Source organism: Burkholderia sp. Se-20378, from assembly GCF_017104665.1.
GTDB lineage: Bacteria > Pseudomonadota > Gammaproteobacteria > Burkholderiales > Burkholderiaceae > Burkholderia > Burkholderia lata.
On record NZ_JAAGPG010000177.1, the window covers coordinates 1 to 15,288 of the forward strand.

15 protein-coding genes and 1 pseudogene are annotated in these 15,288 nt (G+C 68.0%); 7 read left to right on the plus strand and 9 right to left on the minus strand.

What is annotated here, in order from left to right; genetic code table 11:
* A pseudogene (locus tag G3N93_RS19305) lies at nucleotides 1-367 on the minus strand (2-octaprenyl-6-methoxyphenyl hydroxylase); the annotation flags it as partial.
* Between the two features lie 40 nt (nucleotides 368-407).
* Nucleotides 408-1,793: an aminopeptidase P N-terminal domain-containing protein gene (locus G3N93_RS19310; RefSeq protein WP_174984011.1), complete on the minus strand. Its 1,386-nt coding sequence runs from the start codon at nucleotides 1,791-1,793 to the stop codon at nucleotides 408-410.
* Between the two features lie 184 nt (nucleotides 1,794-1,977).
* Here G3N93_RS19310 and G3N93_RS19315 point away from each other — a divergent pair, with 184 nt between their 5' ends.
* Nucleotides 1,978-2,592, plus strand: a complete 615-nt coding sequence (locus G3N93_RS19315) for a glutathione S-transferase family protein (RefSeq protein WP_174939206.1) — start codon at nucleotides 1,978-1,980, stop codon at nucleotides 2,590-2,592.
* Between the two features lie 111 nt (nucleotides 2,593-2,703).
* Here the strand turns inward: G3N93_RS19315 and G3N93_RS19320 are convergent, their stop codons facing one another.
* The 3 genes from G3N93_RS19320 to G3N93_RS19330 all read right to left on the minus strand — a co-directional run bounded on the left by G3N93_RS19320 (nucleotide 2,704) and on the right by G3N93_RS19330 (nucleotide 6,390).
* Complete coding sequence (locus tag G3N93_RS19320) at nucleotides 2,704-4,323, minus strand: FMN-binding glutamate synthase family protein (protein WP_174939208.1); 1,620 nt, start codon at nucleotides 4,321-4,323, stop codon at nucleotides 2,704-2,706.
* Nucleotides 4,324-4,723: 400 nt separating this feature from the next.
* Complete coding sequence (mnmA, locus tag G3N93_RS19325) at nucleotides 4,724-5,884, minus strand: tRNA 2-thiouridine(34) synthase MnmA (RefSeq protein ID WP_206133732.1); 1,161 nt, start codon at nucleotides 5,882-5,884, stop codon at nucleotides 4,724-4,726.
* Nucleotides 5,881-6,390 carry an NUDIX hydrolase gene (locus tag G3N93_RS19330; protein ID WP_041492741.1) on the minus strand — a complete coding sequence of 170 codons (510 nt, stop codon included), beginning with the start codon at nucleotides 6,388-6,390 and terminating at the stop codon, nucleotides 5,881-5,883. Before G3N93_RS19330 ends, mnmA begins: the two co-directional genes overlap by 4 nt.
* A gap of 276 nt (nucleotides 6,391-6,666) precedes the next feature.
* Here G3N93_RS19330 and G3N93_RS19335 point away from each other — a divergent pair, with 276 nt between their 5' ends.
* Genes G3N93_RS19335 through G3N93_RS19345 form a run of 3 tightly spaced genes read left to right on the plus strand, consistent with a single transcriptional unit; the run spans nucleotide 6,667 to nucleotide 9,603 of the window.
* Entirely contained in the window at nucleotides 6,667-7,806 is a 1,140-nt protein-coding gene (locus G3N93_RS19335) for a Re/Si-specific NAD(P)(+) transhydrogenase subunit alpha (RefSeq protein ID WP_206133733.1), read from the plus strand.
* A gap of 19 nt (nucleotides 7,807-7,825) precedes the next feature.
* Entirely contained in the window at nucleotides 7,826-8,152 is a 327-nt protein-coding gene (locus G3N93_RS19340) for an NAD(P) transhydrogenase subunit alpha (RefSeq protein ID WP_174984007.1), read from the plus strand.
* Complete coding sequence (locus tag G3N93_RS19345; protein ID WP_206133734.1) at nucleotides 8,149-9,603, plus strand: NAD(P)(+) transhydrogenase (Re/Si-specific) subunit beta; 1,455 nt, start codon at nucleotides 8,149-8,151, stop codon at nucleotides 9,601-9,603. Before G3N93_RS19340 ends, G3N93_RS19345 begins: the two co-directional genes overlap by 4 nt.
* A gap of 95 nt (nucleotides 9,604-9,698) precedes the next feature.
* On the opposite strand, the gene G3N93_RS19350 is transcribed toward G3N93_RS19345, so the two are convergent.
* Complete coding sequence (locus tag G3N93_RS19350) at nucleotides 9,699-10,619, minus strand: LysR family transcriptional regulator (RefSeq protein ID WP_174946182.1); 921 nt, start codon at nucleotides 10,617-10,619, stop codon at nucleotides 9,699-9,701.
* An 80-nt stretch (nucleotides 10,620-10,699) separates the two neighbouring features.
* Between G3N93_RS19350 and G3N93_RS19355 the strand changes: the two genes are divergently transcribed.
* Nucleotides 10,700-11,623 carry a carbon-nitrogen hydrolase family protein gene (locus tag G3N93_RS19355; RefSeq protein WP_174946180.1) on the plus strand — a complete coding sequence of 308 codons (924 nt, stop codon included), beginning with the start codon at nucleotides 10,700-10,702 and terminating at the stop codon, nucleotides 11,621-11,623.
* A 77-nt stretch (nucleotides 11,624-11,700) separates the two neighbouring features.
* On the opposite strand, the gene G3N93_RS19360 is transcribed toward G3N93_RS19355, so the two are convergent.
* A complete protein-coding gene (locus G3N93_RS19360) occupies nucleotides 11,701-12,387 on the minus strand; it encodes a YafY family protein (RefSeq protein WP_011350979.1) in 687 nt (228 codons plus the stop codon).
* Between the two features lie 73 nt (nucleotides 12,388-12,460).
* Nucleotides 12,461-12,871, minus strand: coding sequence for a VOC family protein (locus G3N93_RS19365; protein WP_174939226.1), 411 nt, complete (start codon nucleotides 12,869-12,871; stop codon nucleotides 12,461-12,463).
* Between the two features lie 173 nt (nucleotides 12,872-13,044).
* Here G3N93_RS19365 and G3N93_RS19370 point away from each other — a divergent pair, with 173 nt between their 5' ends.
* The gene (locus tag G3N93_RS19370; protein WP_011350981.1) at nucleotides 13,045-13,377 is read left to right on the plus strand and encodes a helix-turn-helix transcriptional regulator; all 333 of its coding nucleotides are present in this window, start codon (nucleotides 13,045-13,047) and stop codon (nucleotides 13,375-13,377) included.
* Nucleotides 13,370-13,834: an SRPBCC family protein gene (locus G3N93_RS19375; RefSeq protein WP_174939228.1), complete on the plus strand. Its 465-nt coding sequence runs from the start codon at nucleotides 13,370-13,372 to the stop codon at nucleotides 13,832-13,834. The genes G3N93_RS19370 and G3N93_RS19375 overlap by 8 nt, the downstream gene beginning before the upstream one ends.
* Nucleotides 13,835-13,929: 95 nt before the next feature.
* Here the strand turns inward: G3N93_RS19375 and G3N93_RS19380 are convergent, their stop codons facing one another.
* Nucleotides 13,930-15,231, minus strand: coding sequence for a class I SAM-dependent RNA methyltransferase (locus G3N93_RS19380; protein WP_089449922.1), 1,302 nt, complete (start codon nucleotides 15,229-15,231; stop codon nucleotides 13,930-13,932).
* Nucleotides 15,232-15,288: the final 57 nt, after the last annotated feature.

Here is a 15,288-nt window from a genome sequence, read left to right on the forward strand (position 1 = left end):
TGCCCGCGAGCGCCTGCATGAGCGAGCCGTAGCGCACGACGTAGCCGAGCGCGGCGACGTCGTGCTCGTCGCGGTCGATCAGCGTGCGGCCGAAATGGCCGCGCTGCGAGACGTGGATGTGTTCGATCGGCGTCGCGTCGGCGGGCCACGCGAGCGTGTCGAGCAGCACGCGGCTGCCGTGCGACACGGCGATCGCGCGCGGATCGTTCGCGCTCGCGGCCGGTTCGCGTGCATCGATCAGTGCGATCGATGCATGCTGCGTGGCGCTGCGGCGTGCGAGCCAGCCGGCGAGCGCGAGCCCGACGGGGCCGGCGCCGACGATGGCGAGGTCGTAGTCCGGCGTTGCCGGGGAGGAAGCGGTCGTCATCTTGATTCGGGAAACGGTGGTAACGGTCGGCGGCAGCCGGTCATGCGCCTGCACGCATCAGCGCTTCGATTTCGTCCGCCGCGACGGGCACGCCGCGCGTGATCAGTTCGCAGCCGTGCTCGCGCACGATCGCGTCGTCCTCGATGCGGATGCCGATGTTCCAGTACTCGGGCGGCACGTCGTCGGCGGCGCGCACGTACAGGCCGGGCTCGATCGTCAGCGTCATGCCGGCTTTCAGCGTGCGCCACGGCAGCACGCCGTTGCCGTCACGCTCGGCGAGCCGCTCGCGGTAGTCGCCGCAATCGTGCACGTCCATGCCGATCCAGTGGCCGGTGCGGTGCATGTAGAAGCGCGCGTAGGCGCGCTCGGCGATCACGTCGTCGACGTTCGAGAAGCGTGTCTTCGGGATGATGCCGGTGTCGAGCAGCCCCTGCGCAAGCACGCGCACGGCGGCGTCGTGCGGCGCCTCGAACGGTACGCCGGCACGCGTCGCGTCGATCGCGGCCTGCTGCGCGGCGAGCACGATGTCGTACAGCGTGCGTTGCGCGGGCGAGAAGCGCCCGTTGGCCGGGAACGTGCGCGTGATGTCCGACGCGTAGCCGTCAAGCTCGCACGCGGCGTCGATCAGGATCAGGTCGCCATCTTTCGCGGTGGCGTTGCCGGCCGGGTAGTGCAGCACGCACGCGTTCGCGCCGGCCGCAACGATCGAGCCGTACGCGGGCGACTGCGCACCGTGCTTGCGGAATACGTACAGCAGTTCGGCCTCGAGTTCGTATTCGCGGATACCGGGGCGGCACGCCTGCATCGCGCGGCGGTGCGCGAGCGCGGAGATGTGCGCGGCGCGCATCATGGTCGCGAGCTCGTGCTCGTCCTTCACGAGCCGCATGTCGTCGAGCAGCGGCGTGAGGTCGAGCATCGCGTCCGGCGCGGCGACGCCCGAGCGCGCCAGCGCGCGCACTGCGTCGATCCAGCCCGCGAGCTGGCGATCGAAGTCGGCTGAGGCGCCGAACCGGTAGTGCACGGTGCCCGCGTCGGCGAGCAGGCGCGGCATCTCGGTATCGATCACGTCGACCGCGAACGCCGCATCGAAGCCGAACGCGTCGCGCGCGGCTTCGGGCCCGTAGTGGAAGCCTTCCCAGATCTCGCGGTCGACATTCTTGCCGCGGCAGAACAGGATCGATTCCGGCGCGCCGTGCGGCGCGGCCGCGTTCAGCACGAGCACGGCATCCGGCTCGCTGAAGCCCGTCAGGTAGTGGAAGTAGCTGTCGAACCGGTACGGATAGTCCGTATCGCGGTTGCGCGGCACTTCGGGCGCGGTGGGGACGATGGCGACGCCGCCGCCGGCGGCACGCAGTGCGGCAAGCACGCGTTCACGGCGCTGGCGGTAGACGTCGACGGCGATGGCGGTATCGAGGGGCGCGTTCATTCGTGCGATTGTAGCGCCGCGGGACGCCGCGCGTGAGAGAGGGGGCGGGAAGCCGCCCTGGAAGGCCCGCGCGGCGGTTGTTGCAAACCATCCACAGGCCCTCCGGGCGATTTTCTATCGTGCGACGCTGGCCGGTTATGATCGGCGACAACGTATACTCTCGGCGGTTCCCTTAAAAAGGCAGATGATGAAATTAATCGGTTCGCTCAGCAGCCCGTACGTCCGCAAGGCGCGGATCGTGCTGGCTGAAAAGAAGATCGACTACAAGCTGGAGCTCGAGAACGTGTGGGCGCCGGAGACGGATATTCATGCATCGAATCCGCTCGGCAAGGTCCCGTGCCTCGTGATGGAGGATGGTGCCGCGGTGTTCGATTCCCGCGTGATCTGCGAATACGTCGACACGCTGTCGCCGGTCGGCAAGCTGATTCCGCCGTCGGGCCGCGAGCGCCTCGAGGTGCGGTGCTGGGAAGCGCTCGGCGACGGCGTGATCGACGCGGCAGTCGCGATTCGCGTCGAACATACGATGCGCGACGAGGCGCAGCGCAGCGCGAGCTGGATCGCGCGCCAGCAACGCAAGATCGACGACGGTCTCGTCGCGATGTCGCAGGGCCTCGGCGGCAAGACGTGGTGCGTCGGTAATCATTACACGCTCGCCGACATCGCCCTCGGCTGCGCGCTCGGCTATCTCGACTTCCGGATGCCCGAGCTCAACTGGCGCGATCGCCACCCGAATCTCGACAAGCATTTCGTGAAGCTGCTGCAGCGGTCGTCGTTCACCGATACGCTGCCGCAGAACTGAGCCGCACGCGACGCATTCACGCGTTCACGGATTCGGCAGACGAAAGAAAAGCGCCCCGCGGGGCGCTTTTCTTTTTGCCGGGCCGCCCCGTGGCGGGGGCGGTCGGCCGCGTCACTCGATCGATGCGTACACGGCTTCGCCGAGCGTGAACGAATCGCTGCGTGAAATCGGCCACCACTTGTCGTACAGCGTGAAGCCGCAGGTGTTGCCGTCGAGCAGCGCGCCGGGCTTCAGGTACTTCAGCAACTGCGACATCAGCCGGACTTCGTGCGGTGCGATGCGTTGCACGATGTGATGTGCGCGCAGCTCCGACGGATGCGCGAGGCCGGCTGCCTGCACGAGCTCCTGCAGCGCGTGCAGCGTATTGCGGTGGAAGTTGTACACGCGGTCGGCCTTGTCCGGCACGACGAGCGCGCGCTGGCGCACCGGGTCTTGCGTCGCGACGCCGGTCGGGCAGCGGCCCGTGTGGCAGGTCTGCGCCTGGATGCAGCCGACCGCGAACATGAAGCCGCGCGCCGAGTTCACCCAGTCCGCGCCGATCGCGAGCGTGCGGGCGACGTCGAACGCGGTGATGATCTTTCCGCTCGCGCCGATCTTCACGCGATCGCGCACGCCGATCCCGACGAGCGTGTTGTGCACGAGCAGCAGCCCTTCCTGCAGCGGCACGCCGACGTGGTCGGTGAATTCGAGCGGCGCTGCGCCCGTGCCGCCTTCCGCGCCGTCGACGACGATGAAGTCCGGCACGATGCCGGTCTCGAGCATCGCCTTCGCGATCCCGAAGAATTCCCACGGATGGCCGACGCACAGCTTGAAGCCGGTCGGCTTGCCGCCCGACAGCGTACGCAGCCGCTCGACGAATTCGAGCAGCCCGCGCGGCGTCGAGAACTCCGAGTGCGTCGCGGGCGAGATGCAGTCCTTGCCCATCGGTACGCCGCGCGTCTCGGCGATTTCCGGCGTGATCTTCGCGGCCGGCAGCACGCCGCCGTGGCCGGGCTTCGCGCCCTGCGACAGCTTCACCTCGATCATCTTGACCTGCGGATCGGCGGCCTGCTTCGCGAACTTGTCGGGGTTGAAGGTGCCGTCGTCGTTGCGGCAGCCGAAGTAGCCGGACGCGATTTCCCAGATGATGTCGCCGCCGTTTTCGCGGTGGTACTTCGACAGCGAGCCTTCGCCCGTGTCGTGCGCGAAACCGCCTTTCTTCGCGCCGAGGTTCAGCGAGCGGATCGCGTTCGCGGACAGCGAGCCGAAGCTCATCGCCGAGATGTTGAAGATCGAAATCTCGTACGGTTGCGCGCGGTTCGCGCCGACGCGGACGCGGAAATCGTGGTTCGGCAGCTTCGTCGGCGCGAGCGAGTGGCTGATCCATTCGTGCGCGACGGCCTTCACGTTCAGCTCGGTGCCGTACGGACGGTTATCGGCGACGTTCTTCGCGCGCTGGTAGACGAGGCTGCGCTGCGCACGCGAGAACGGCTTTTCGTCGGTGTCGTCCTCGACGAAATACTGGCGGATTTCAGGTCGGATGAATTCGAACAGGAAGCGGAAGTGGCCCCAGAGCGGGTAGTTGCGCAGGATCGCGTGGCGGTCCTGCTTCAGGTCGTACAGGCCGAGGGCGACGAGGGCGACGGGGATGATGATCCAGAACCAGGAAAGCGCGTGGATCGAGGCGAGCGCGGCCGCGGCGACGAGCAGCAGGACGGCACACCACATCGCCAGATAGCGTCGTGAAAGCATGGGGACTCCTAGGGTCTATTCATGTATGGAACGCACATGCGAATGCCCGAAATCGCTCGCAGGGCAAGGAGTGAGGAGCGCCGTTTGGCCGAGCCAAACAAGAGACGAACGACGCCGCCATGCGGGCGATTTCGGGCATTCCCGTGGAATGAATTTGTAAATTTGGGGTTGCCACGAGAAGGGCCGCTCGCCGCGTTGCGCTCCTTGCGAATACGTCAGTATTCGCGGCGTCGCGCGCCTCGCGAGCGGCCCTTCTCGTGGCAACGCATGCGCGTTCCATACATGAATAGACCCTGCATCTTGAAATGCCGCCATGCGTACGCTGCGCGGCGGCACGCCGGCCGCGACGGAATCGTGTTCCGCCGGGCGCGGCGTGCCGCAAGTCTAAACCGAATATGTGTCAGCGTGCTTCGGCGAGCGCCTGCGCGTGGCCTGCGGGGGCGGCCTGACCGGGCTGGCCGGCGGCCGCGGATTCGATGATCCCGCCGCCAAGGCAGATCTCGCCGTCGTACAGCACGGCCGACTGGCCGGGCGTGACGGCCAACTGCGCGTCGTCGAACGCGAGCGAGAAGCGCGCTTCACCTGCCGGGCCGGGCGTCGCGGCGCCGAATGCGCACGCCGCGTCGGCCTGCCGGTAGCGGGTCTTCGCGCCGCACGCGAAGCCTTCGGCCGGCGGCTCGCCGGCGACCCAGCTCACGTTGCCGGCGACCAGCTCGCGCGCCAGCAGCCACGGATGATCGTGGCCCTGCACGACGTACAGCGTGTTCGACGCGATGTCCTTCGCGGCGACGAACCACGGATCGCCGTTGCCGCTCTTGCTGCCGCCGAGGCCGATGCCCTTGCGCTGGCCGAACGTGTAGAACGCGAGGCCGATGTGCTCGCCGACGACCTTGCCGTCCGGCGTCTTCATCGGGCCGGGTTTCGTCGGCAGATAGCGGTTCAGGAAATCGCGGAACGGCCGTTCGCCGATGAAGCAGATGCCGGTCGAATCCTTCTTCTTCGCGTTCGGCAGCCCGATCTGCGCGGCGATCTCGCGCACCTGCGTCTTCGGGATCTCGCCGAGCGGGAACATCGTCTTCGACAGTTGCGCCTGGTTCAGCCGGTGCAGGAAGTACGACTGGTCTTTCGTATGATCGAAAGCCTTCAGCAGTTCGAACCGCCCGTCGCGCTCGCGCACGCGCGCATAGTGGCCGGTCGCGATCATTTCCGCGTCGAGCGACATCGCGTGGTCGAGGAACGCCTTGAACTTGATCTCGGCGTTGCACAGCACGTCGGGGTTCGGCGTGCGGCCGGCCGAGTATTCGCGCAGGAATTCGGCGAATACACGATCCTTGTATTCGGCCGCGAAGTTGACGGCTTCCACGTCGATGCCGATCAGGTCGGCCACCGACACGACGTCGATCCAGTCCTGACGCGTCGAGCAGTATTCGCCGTCGTCGTCGTCTTCCCAGTTCTTCATGAACAGGCCGACCACGTCGTAACCCTGCTCCTTCAGCAGCCACGCGGTCACCGACGAATCGACGCCGCCCGACATGCCCACCACTACACGGCGCTTGCTCATTTGTTGACCGCCTGACGTTCGAATGCTTCGGGGCGCGGCGCGACCGAATGCGTGTGCACGAAATCGAGCGGAATGCGCCGCCCGGCGAGGTAATCGTCGACGCAGCGCATCACCGCGGGCGAGCGATGGCGCTCGCCGCACGCGCGCAACTCGTCGGCGGTCATCCACAGCGTGCGGACGATGCCGTCGTCGAGCGCATGGCCCGCGACCGGCTCGCCGGCGGTGCCGCAGAACGTGAAGCGCAGATAGGTCGCGCCGGCGGTGCCGGGGCGGTCGTAGTGCGCGAGATAGACGCCGACGAGCGCGTCGGGTGTGAACGGGTGCGCGGTTTCCTCGAGCGTCTCTCGGATCACGGCGTCGGCCAGCGTTTCGCCGGCTTCGAGATGGCCTGCCGGCTGGTTGATGCGCAGGCCCGACGAGGTTTCTTCCTCGATCATGAGAAAGCGGCCGGCGTGCTCGACGAGCGCGGCGACCGTCACATGCGGGGTCCAGATTTCGGGTTTCATGGTTCGGCATTTTACCGGTTGCGCCCGAACGCTGCCGGTCGTTGCGCTAAACCAATCAGACCCTTTCAATTCGTCTGTCTAGCCGATACGTGGCGCCACGGACGGGCCGGCATCGCCATCTCGCACGATCGTGCGGAGCGTGCTGGTACGGCCCTCGCTTTCGCCTAAAGTGGAAAGTGAGTGCCGTCGCTCGTGAGCCGGTAGTCAGCCTGCCGGCTCGTTGCGCAGCGGAAATCGCAAGAAGCGAAATGCCGGCAATGCCTGGAGGGACCGACGATGCATATTGGCGTGCCTGCGGAAACGCGGGCGAACGAGGCGCGTGTGGCCGCGACGCCGGAAACCGTCAGGAAATACGCGGCGGCCGGGCATCGCGTCAGTATCGCGAAAGGGGCCGGCATCGCCGCGAGTTATCCCGACGAAGCCTATGCGGCAGCCGGTGCCGAGCTGACCGGCCAGTCGGCCGCTTTCGACGTCGACATCGTGCTGAAGGTCCAGGCGCCCGCCGACGCCGAACTGCCATTGCTCAAGCGCGGCGCCGTGCTGGTCGGCATGCTCGACCCGTTCAACGGCGAACAGGCGGCGCAGCTCGCCGCGGCCGGCGTGACGGCCTTCGCACTCGAAGCCGCGCCGCGCACGACGCGTGCGCAGAGTCTCGACGTGCTGTCGTCGCAGGCGAACATCGCGGGCTACAAGGCCGTGCTGGTGGCCGCGGCGCTGTATCCGCGCTTCTTTCCGATGCTGATGACGGCCGCGGGCACCGTGAAGGCCGCGCGCGTGCTGATTCTCGGCGCGGGCGTCGCGGGCCTGCAGGCGATCGCGACCGCGAAGCGCCTCGGCGCGGTGATCGAGGCGTCCGACGTGCGGCCGGCCGTGAAGGAGCAGATCGAGTCGCTCGGCGCGAAATTCCTCGACGTTCCATACGAAACCGACGAAGAGCGCGACGCGGCGCAGGGCGTGGGCGGCTATGCGCGCCCGATGCCGCCGTCGTGGCTCGGCCGCCAGGCCGCGCTCGTGCACGAGCGTGCGAAGCAGGCCGACATCGTGATCACCACCGCGCTGATTCCCGGGCGCCCGGCGCCGACCCTGATCTCGGTCGAAACCGTGCAGTCGATGAAGCCGGGCTCGGTGCTCGTCGATCTCGCGGCCGGCCGCGGCCCGGAATTCGATGGGCGCAAGAGCGGCAACTGCCCGCTGACGGTCGCCGACCAGGTGATCGTGCACGACGGCGTGACGATCGCCGGCTACACGAATCTCGCGTCGATGGTCGCAGCGGATGCGTCGGCGCTGTATGCGCGCAACCTGCTCGACTTCATGAAGCTGATCGTCACGAAGGACGGCACGCTGAACATCGACCTGACCGACGACATCGTCGTCGCGACGCTCCTGTGCCGCGACGGCGAAGTCGCACGCAAGTAACCGGGGACAGGAGGCGGCCATGGAAGTCATCAATCACACGGTGATCAACGTGATCATCTTCGTGCTGGCGGTGTACGTCGGCTACCACGTGGTGTGGAACGTCACGCCGGCGCTGCATACGCCGCTGATGGCCGTGACCAACGCGATCTCGGCGATCGTCATCGTCGGCGCGATGCTGGCGGCGGCGCTCACCGTCGGCGCGACCGGCAAGATCTTCGGCACGCTCGCGGTTGCGCTCGCAGCCGTCAACGTGTTCGGCGGCTTCCTCGTGACGAGGCGCATGCTCGAGATGTTCCGCAAGAAGGCGCCCCGGCCGGGCGGGGGCGGCAAGGAGGGCGCGCGATGAGCATGAACGTTGTCACGCTGCTGTACCTCGTCGCATCGGTGTGCTTCATCCAGGCGCTGAAAGGCCTGTCGAACCCGAAGAGCGCGCGGCGCGGCAACCTGTTCGGGATGGCCGGGATGGCCATCGCGATCCTCACGACGATCGCGCTGATCGTCAAGCAGGCCGAGTGGCTTGGCGCGAACCTGCCGCTCGGCATCGCGCTGGTGCTCGGCGCGCTGATCGCCGGCGGCGGCGTGGGGGCGTTCGTCGCCGCGCGCGTCGAGATGACGAAGATGCCGGAGCTCGTCGCGGCGATGCACTCGCTGATCGGTCTCGCGGCCGTGTGCATCGCGTATGCGGTGGTGTCGGAGCCGGAAGCGTTCGGGCTCGTGCCGCAGGACGCGGTGTCGTCGAACTTCATCCCGTACGGCAATCGCGTCGAGCTGTTCATCGGCACGGTCGTCGGCGCGATCACGTTCTCCGGGTCGGTGATCGCGTTCGGCAAGCTGTCGGGCAAGTACCGGTTCCGGTTGTTCCAGGGCGCGCCGGTCGTGTATGCGGGCCAGCACCTGCTCAACCTGATGCTCGCGCTCGCGATGCTCGGCTTCGGCATCCTGTTCTTCATCACGCAGTCGTGGCTGCCGTTCATCGTCATGACGGCGATCGCGTTCGCGCTCGGCGTGCTGATCATCATCCCGATCGGCGGCGCGGACATGCCGGTGGTCGTGTCGATGCTGAATTCGTACTCGGGGTGGGCGGCGGCCGGCATCGGCTTCTCGCTGAACAACGCGATGCTGATCATCGCAGGGTCGCTGGTCGGCTCGTCGGGCGCGATCCTGTCGTACATCATGTGCCACGCGATGAACCGCTCGTTCTTCAACGTGATCCTCGGCGGCTTCGGCGGCGAGGCGGCGGCGGGTGGCGCGGGGGGGGCGAAGGAGCAGCGGCCGGTGAAGTCGGGCTCGGCCGAAGACGCGTCGTTCATGCTCGGCAACGCGGAAACGGTCGTGATCGTGCCGGGCTACGGGCTGGCCGTGGCCCGTGCGCAGCACGCGCTGAAGGAGTTGACCGACAAGCTGGTCGAGAAGGGCATCGACGTGAAGTACGCGATCCATCCTGTCGCGGGGCGGATGCCGGGGCACATGAACGTGCTGCTCGCGGAAGCGGAGGTGCCGTACGAGATCGTGCACGAGATGGAGGACATCAACGGCGAATTCGGCCAGGTCGACGTGGCGCTCGTGCTCGGCGCGAACGACGTCGTGAACCCGGCCGCGAAGAACGATCCGGCCTCGCCGATCGCGGGGATGCCGATCATCGAGGCGTACAAGGCGCGCACGGTGATCGTCAACAAGCGCTCGATGGCGGCCGGCTACGCGGGGCTCGACAACGACCTGTTCTACATGGACAAGACGATGATGGTGTTCGGCGATGCGAAGAAGGTCATCGAGGACATGGTGAAGTCGGTCGAATGATGCGTGTGCCGGCAACGCGGCTGCCTGCTTCGATTCACGGGCAACGTGACCGGACAGCGGACGGGCCCGACCGGCGCAAGCCGGCCGGGCCTTTTTCATGGTGCGACGAGGCTCGCGACGCACGCGGCGATCGTGTCGCGTACGCGCACGATCGCCGGGTCGCGCTGCGTGCTCGTGCGCCAGCCGATTTCCACCGGATAGTGCGGCAAGTCGACCGGGCAGGCAAGCGCGCGCAGCGGGGTGGATTGCGCGATCGTGCGTGCGGCGTGCGCGGGAATCGTCGCCACCGCGTCGGAGCCGGCCAGCAGGTACGGCAACGCGGCGAAATGCGTGGTCGACGCCGCGACGCGCCGCTTGTGGCCGAGTGTGGCCAGCGCCTCGTCGACGATCCCGATCACGCCGCCCGACGACACGAGCAGGTGGTCGCGCCGCAGGAAATCGGCGAGCGTCAGCGTGCGCGGCGCCCGCTCGCGGGCGGCCGGGTCGATCAGGCACGCATAGCCGCCCGTCGCGACCGCGCGCCGGCTGAGCCCGTTCGCCGAGAAGCCACCCGATGCAATCGCGAGGTCGACGCCATGGCGCAGCAGCGCGTCGCCGGCGATGCCGCTGTGCGTCTGCCGGAAGATCAGCCGGATGCCGGCGGCTTCCCGCGCAACGGCGTCGATCAGCGCGCGGCCGAGCGCGATCTCGAAGTCGTCCGACAGCCCGATCGAGATCGTGCGGCCGATGCGGTCACCGCCGTCGGCCGCGATCGCGAGGCTTTCGCGGCAGCGGTCGAGCGCGTCGGACAGGATCGGCTTCAGTTCGTCCGCGCGCGGTGTCGGCGCGAGCCCGCGGCCGGTGCGCACGAACAGCGGATCGGCGTAGATCACGCGCAGCCGCGCCAGCGCCGCGCTCACCGCCGACTGCGTGAGGCCGAGCCGCAGCGCCGCGCGGCTCGCACCGCCTTCCTCGTACAGCGCCTCGAACACTTTCAGCAGGTTCAGGTCGAGGCCGGCGATATCATCTGCATTCATGACACTTATCGTTCTATCGATTTGATCGATGACATCATATCGATAAAGATGGCGTTACCCCATTCACCGGAGACGCCTTCATGTCCACATCAGTCATCGCCGCGCTGCAGATCGGCGCTTCGCCCGCCGGCACGCGCGCCACGCTCGATACGATCCTCGGCTACGAAACCGCGATCCGCGACAGCGGCGCGTCGCTCGTCGTGTTGCCCGAGGCCGTGCTCGGCGGCTATCCGAAAGGCGAGATCTTCGGCACGCGGCTCGGCTACCGCCTGCCCGAAGGCCGCGACGCGTATGCGCGCTACGCCGCGCAGGCGATCGACGTGCCGGGGCCGGAAACCGACGAACTGGCCGCGCTGTCGCAGCGCACGGGAGCGAGCCTCGTGGTCGGCGTGATCGAGCGCGGCGGCAGCACACTGTACTGCACGGCGCTGTTCTTCGATCCGCGCGACGGGCTCGTCGCGAAGCACCGCAAGCTGATGCCGACCGGCACCGAGCGGCTGATCTGGGGGCAGGGCGACGGCTCGACGCTGCCCGTCGTCGACACGGCCGCGGGCCGCGCGGGCGCCGCGATCTGCTGGGAGAACCACATGCCGCTGCTGCGCTGCGCGATGTATGCGAAAGGCGTGCAGATCTGGTGCGCGCCGACCGTCGACGAGCGCGACGTCTGGCAGAGCTCGATGCGGCATATCGCGCATGAAGGGCGCTGCTTCGTCGTCAGCGCCTGCCAGGTGCAGCCGTCGCCGCGCGCGCTCGGCATCGACGTGCCGGGCTGGGATCCGGAGCGGCCGCTGATCCGCGGCGGCAGCGTGATCGTCGGGCCGCTCGGCGACCTGCTGACGGAGCCGCTGATCGGCGAAGCCGGGCTCGTGACCGCGCGCATCGATACCGACGAACTCGTGCGGGCGCGCTACGACTTCGACGTGGTCGGGCATTACGCGCGCCCCGACGTGTTCTCGCTGCACGTCGACGAGCGGCCGAAGCGCACGGTGGTGTTCGGTGCGTAGGGAAGGGGGCCGGGCGCCGCCCGGCGGCCCGGAACATGAACGGCGGCGGCGCGCGGTGCGCACGCCGCTGTGCTGCATCAGCGCATCGGCGCTTCCGCGATCCGCATGTAGTCGGCGATCCGCCGTCCCTCCATGTCCGGAAACTGCTCATGCACGATGATGTCGCCCATCCGCGCAATGTCGAAGGTGCGGAAATCGCCGCGCAGCTCGCACCACGCGCCGATCGTCCAGCGCCCGCCCCAGTAGACGAGCCCGAGCGGCCATACGCGGCGTTGCGAATGCGCGCCGAGCCGGTCGCGGTAGTCGAAGCTGACGACGTGGTGCGTGTCGATGGCCTGGTGGATCGCGTCGACCTTCGCGCAAAACGTCTCGTCGATGTGGAACGACGGCGCGAACACCGGCAGGCGGTCGAGCGCCGTGCGCTTGTCGGCCGGCATCGCCGACGCAATCTTCGCGAGCGCCGAACGCGCGCCGCTCGCGAAGCGCGCACCGCCCCAGGTTTCGAGCATGCGTGCACCGGTGGCGAGCGCAGCCAGCTCCTCGGCCGTGAACGTGAGCGGCGGCAGGCTCGCGTTGCGGTTCAGCCGGTAGCCGATGCCGGCTTCGCCTTCGATCGGCACCCCTGACAGTTGCAGGTCGCGCACGTCGCGATAGACCGTGCGCGGCGACACCGACAGCCAGTCGGCCAGCTGCTGCGCGGTCGTGAGACGACGCCCGCGCAAGAGCTCGGCGATCTGGAACAGGCGGTCGGCACGGCGCGTCATGACGGCACCTCGATTCCAACGGCAGTGGGGACTTCGCGATGATAGCGCCGCGCGAGCCCGACGGCCGCTGCGCTCAGTGGCATTTCGGCGCGTGCAGGCCGACGCGGTTGCCTTCCGTGTCGATCAGGTAGCCGACGTAGCCGTAGTTGTTCGGCAGCTCGATGACCGCGCCCTGCACGACGCCGCCCGCGCGCTTCGCGCGTTCGAGCGCCGCGACGACCGATTCGCCGGCGTTCAGGTAGACGAGCACGCCATTCGCGCTCGGCTTCAGTTGCTGCGGATCGAACACGATGCTGCCGCCCGTGCTCGATGCGTCGCGGTCGAACGTGGCCATCGGTACGCCGCCGATGACTGCGCGCTGCAGCGTCGTTTGCAGCACGGTTTCGTAAAAGCGGATCGCCCGGTCGAAATCGAGGGACGGAATGTCGAACCACGCGATCGCGCGCTCGAGGGTGGGGGTGGCAGTGGCAGTTGCGGATGTCATGACGCGCTCCTAGTTGCGTGGTTCGTTGTTCGGGTTCGGTGCGGAAACCAGCCTTGCATTGCGCCGGGATTGCAGTGTGATCGCGGCCTGCTGACACCGTATTGTCAGTAGAGTTGTCAGCCTTGACATGCAACTATTTGGTTGCATAATAAGGTCATTGACCCGGGAGTGGCATGGATCTCGTTTTCAAGGCGCTGGCCGATGCCACGCGCCGCCAGTTGCTCGATTTGCTGCACGCGAAAAGCGGGCAGACCCTGTCCGAGCTGTGCGACGGGCTCGCGATGAGCCGGCAGGCCGTGAGCAAGCATCTCGCGCTGCTCGAGGCCGCGAATCTCGTCGCGACGACATGGCGCGGCAGGGAGAAGCTGCATTACCTGAATCCGGTGCCGATCCACGACATCGCGGAACGCTGGATCGGCAAGTTCGAGCGTCAGCGCCTGCAGGCGCTGGCGGATCTCAAGCGCGGGCTGGAAGCGGCCGGCGATCCTGGAGACAACGATGAGTAATCCCGCCTTTGTGTACGTGACGTTCATCGCATCGACGCCCGAGCGTGTGTTCGATGCGCTCACCAACGCCGAGTTGACGAAGGACTACTGGGTGCGGCACCGCAATGCGTCGCCCGACTGGCGGCCGGGCTCGCGCTGGGAACATCAGGACTACGACGATCCGTCGCGGGTCGACATCGTCGGCGAAGTGGTCGAGAACGATCCGCCACGCAAGTTGGTCGTCACGTGGCGCACGCCGTCGGGGGAGAGCGGGGAATCGCGCGTGACCTATCTCGTCGAGCCGCACGAGGGCGTCGTGAAGCTGACCGTCACGCACGACGGGCTGGAGCCGGGCTCGGAGATGGATCGCGGGATTCGCGGTGGCTGGCCGGTCGTGCTGTCGAGCCTCAAGACGCTGCTCGAGACGGGGCAGGCGCTGCCGTTCACGATGGGGCGCTGGGAGAGCTCGAAGCACTGAAACGAAACGCCGCCGTTGCCGCGGGTGCGGTAACGGCGGCGTTCCGGTTGCCGCAGAGGGGCCGCGCAAGCGGCCCATCGCGACCATGATGCGGATTACGCGTCGCCTTCCGGCGTGGCCGGGCGCGCCTTCACGCTGCCGGCGATCAGGTCGAAGCGGAACAGCCGGCATTCGAGTGCGCCGTTGAACAGCGGTGTCTTCGCCGATTCGCGCAGCCGCAGCTGGCCCGGCAGCGAACGGTCGGACGTCAGCAGGAACGCCTGCCAGCCCGTGAAGCGCTGCTTCAGCGCATCGCCGAGCGCGTTGAAGAACTCGCTGTCCGGTGCGTCGGTGTGGGTACGGCGGAACGCGTCGTCGTTGCCGCGGTTGCGGCCCGTCTCGCGCACCTCGCCGCGTGCACTGCGGCCGCGCACTTCGATCCGCTCGCCGTACGGCGGGTTCGCGAGGATGATGCCCGGGCCGTCGCACGGCGGCGTCATCCCGCGTGCGTCGACCTGCTTGAGCCACACCGACGGCACGCCCGCACGCTCGAGGTTCGCGCGCGCCTTCTCGAGCATGTCGCCGGAGATGTCGCTGCCGTACACGCCAAGCGCTTCGCTGCGTTTGCCGCGGGCCGCGCGCTTCGCGTCCAGCGCCGGGACCTTCAGCCCCTGCCACGCGGTGATGTCGTATTGCTTGAGTTTCTCGAAGCCGAACCGGCGCTCGACGCCCGGCGCCACGCCGAGCGCGATCTGCGCGGCTTCCGCGAGGAACGTGCCGCTGCCGCACATCGGGTCGTACAGCGCCGTGCCGGGCGTCCAGCCCGTCAGGCGCAGGATGCCGGCCGCGAGGTTCTCGCGCAGCGGCGCCGCGCCCTTGTCGAGACGCCAGCCGCGCTTGAACAGCGGCTCGCCCGACGTGTCGAGGTACAGCGTGCACTCGCCCGCCGTCAGGAAGGCGAACACGCGCACGTCCGGCGCACCGGTGTCGATGCTCGGGCGCGCGCCGGTCTTGTCGCGCATCCGGTCGCAGATCGCGTCCTTCACGCGCAACGTCGCGAATTCGAGGCTCTTCAGCGGCGACTTGATCGCGGTGATGTCGACGCGCAGCGTCTGCGTCGCAGCGAACCAGCGCTCCCACGGCTGCTCGAGCGCGAGCGCGTAGACGTCCTGCTCGTTGCGGTACGCGCGGTGCGCGATCTTCAGCAGGACCCGGCTCGCGATCCGCGAATGGAGGTTCGCGGCCATGCCGGCGGCCCAGCCGCCGCTGAAGTGGACGCCGCCCGGCACCTGCGCGCCCGCGGTGAACGGCGCGCCGTTCAGGTGGCGGCCGGCGATTTCGGCCAGCTCGGCGGCAAGCGCCGCTTCGAGGCCGCGCGGGCAGGGGGCGAAGAATTCGTACAGGGTGGGCGAGGACATAAGGCGGGTGAGGACGTGCAAAAGTCCACTATTGTACGCGGCGCGGGCGGCCGGGGC

What these genes read in the sequence shown, in the direction of transcription:
- G3N93_RS19380 (WP_089449922.1), bottom strand. Translation starts at nt 15,231, where the DNA reads ATGTCCTCGCCCACCCTGTACGAATTCTTCGCCCCCTGCCCGCGCGGC.
- G3N93_RS19345 (WP_206133734.1), top strand. Translation starts at nt 8,149, where the DNA reads ATGAGCATGAACGTTGTCACGCTGCTGTACCTCGTCGCATCGGTGTGC.
- G3N93_RS19375 (WP_174939228.1), top strand. Translation starts at nt 13,370, where the DNA reads ATGAGTAATCCCGCCTTTGTGTACGTGACGTTCATCGCATCGACGCCC.
- G3N93_RS19370 (WP_011350981.1), top strand. Translation starts at nt 13,045, where the DNA reads ATGGATCTCGTTTTCAAGGCGCTGGCCGATGCCACGCGCCGCCAGTTG.
- mnmA (WP_206133732.1), bottom strand. Translation starts at nt 5,884, where the DNA reads ATGAGCAAGCGCCGTGTAGTGGTGGGCATGTCGGGCGGCGTCGATTCG.
- G3N93_RS19315 (WP_174939206.1), top strand. Translation starts at nt 1,978, where the DNA reads ATGATGAAATTAATCGGTTCGCTCAGCAGCCCGTACGTCCGCAAGGCG.
- G3N93_RS19350 (WP_174946182.1), bottom strand. Translation starts at nt 10,619, where the DNA reads ATGAATGCAGATGATATCGCCGGCCTCGACCTGAACCTGCTGAAAGTG.
- G3N93_RS19330 (WP_041492741.1), bottom strand. Translation starts at nt 6,390, where the DNA reads ATGAAACCCGAAATCTGGACCCCGCATGTGACGGTCGCCGCGCTCGTC.
- G3N93_RS19360 (WP_011350979.1), bottom strand. Translation starts at nt 12,387, where the DNA reads ATGACGCGCCGTGCCGACCGCCTGTTCCAGATCGCCGAGCTCTTGCGC.
- G3N93_RS19320 (WP_174939208.1), bottom strand. Translation starts at nt 4,323, where the DNA reads ATGCTTTCACGACGCTATCTGGCGATGTGGTGTGCCGTCCTGCTGCTC.
- G3N93_RS19340 (WP_174984007.1), top strand. Translation starts at nt 7,826, where the DNA reads ATGGAAGTCATCAATCACACGGTGATCAACGTGATCATCTTCGTGCTG.
- G3N93_RS19355 (WP_174946180.1), top strand. Translation starts at nt 10,700, where the DNA reads ATGTCCACATCAGTCATCGCCGCGCTGCAGATCGGCGCTTCGCCCGCC.
- G3N93_RS19335 (WP_206133733.1), top strand. Translation starts at nt 6,667, where the DNA reads ATGCATATTGGCGTGCCTGCGGAAACGCGGGCGAACGAGGCGCGTGTG.
- G3N93_RS19310 (WP_174984011.1), bottom strand. Translation starts at nt 1,793, where the DNA reads ATGAACGCGCCCCTCGATACCGCCATCGCCGTCGACGTCTACCGCCAG.
- G3N93_RS19365 (WP_174939226.1), bottom strand. Translation starts at nt 12,871, where the DNA reads ATGACATCCGCAACTGCCACTGCCACCCCCACCCTCGAGCGCGCGATC.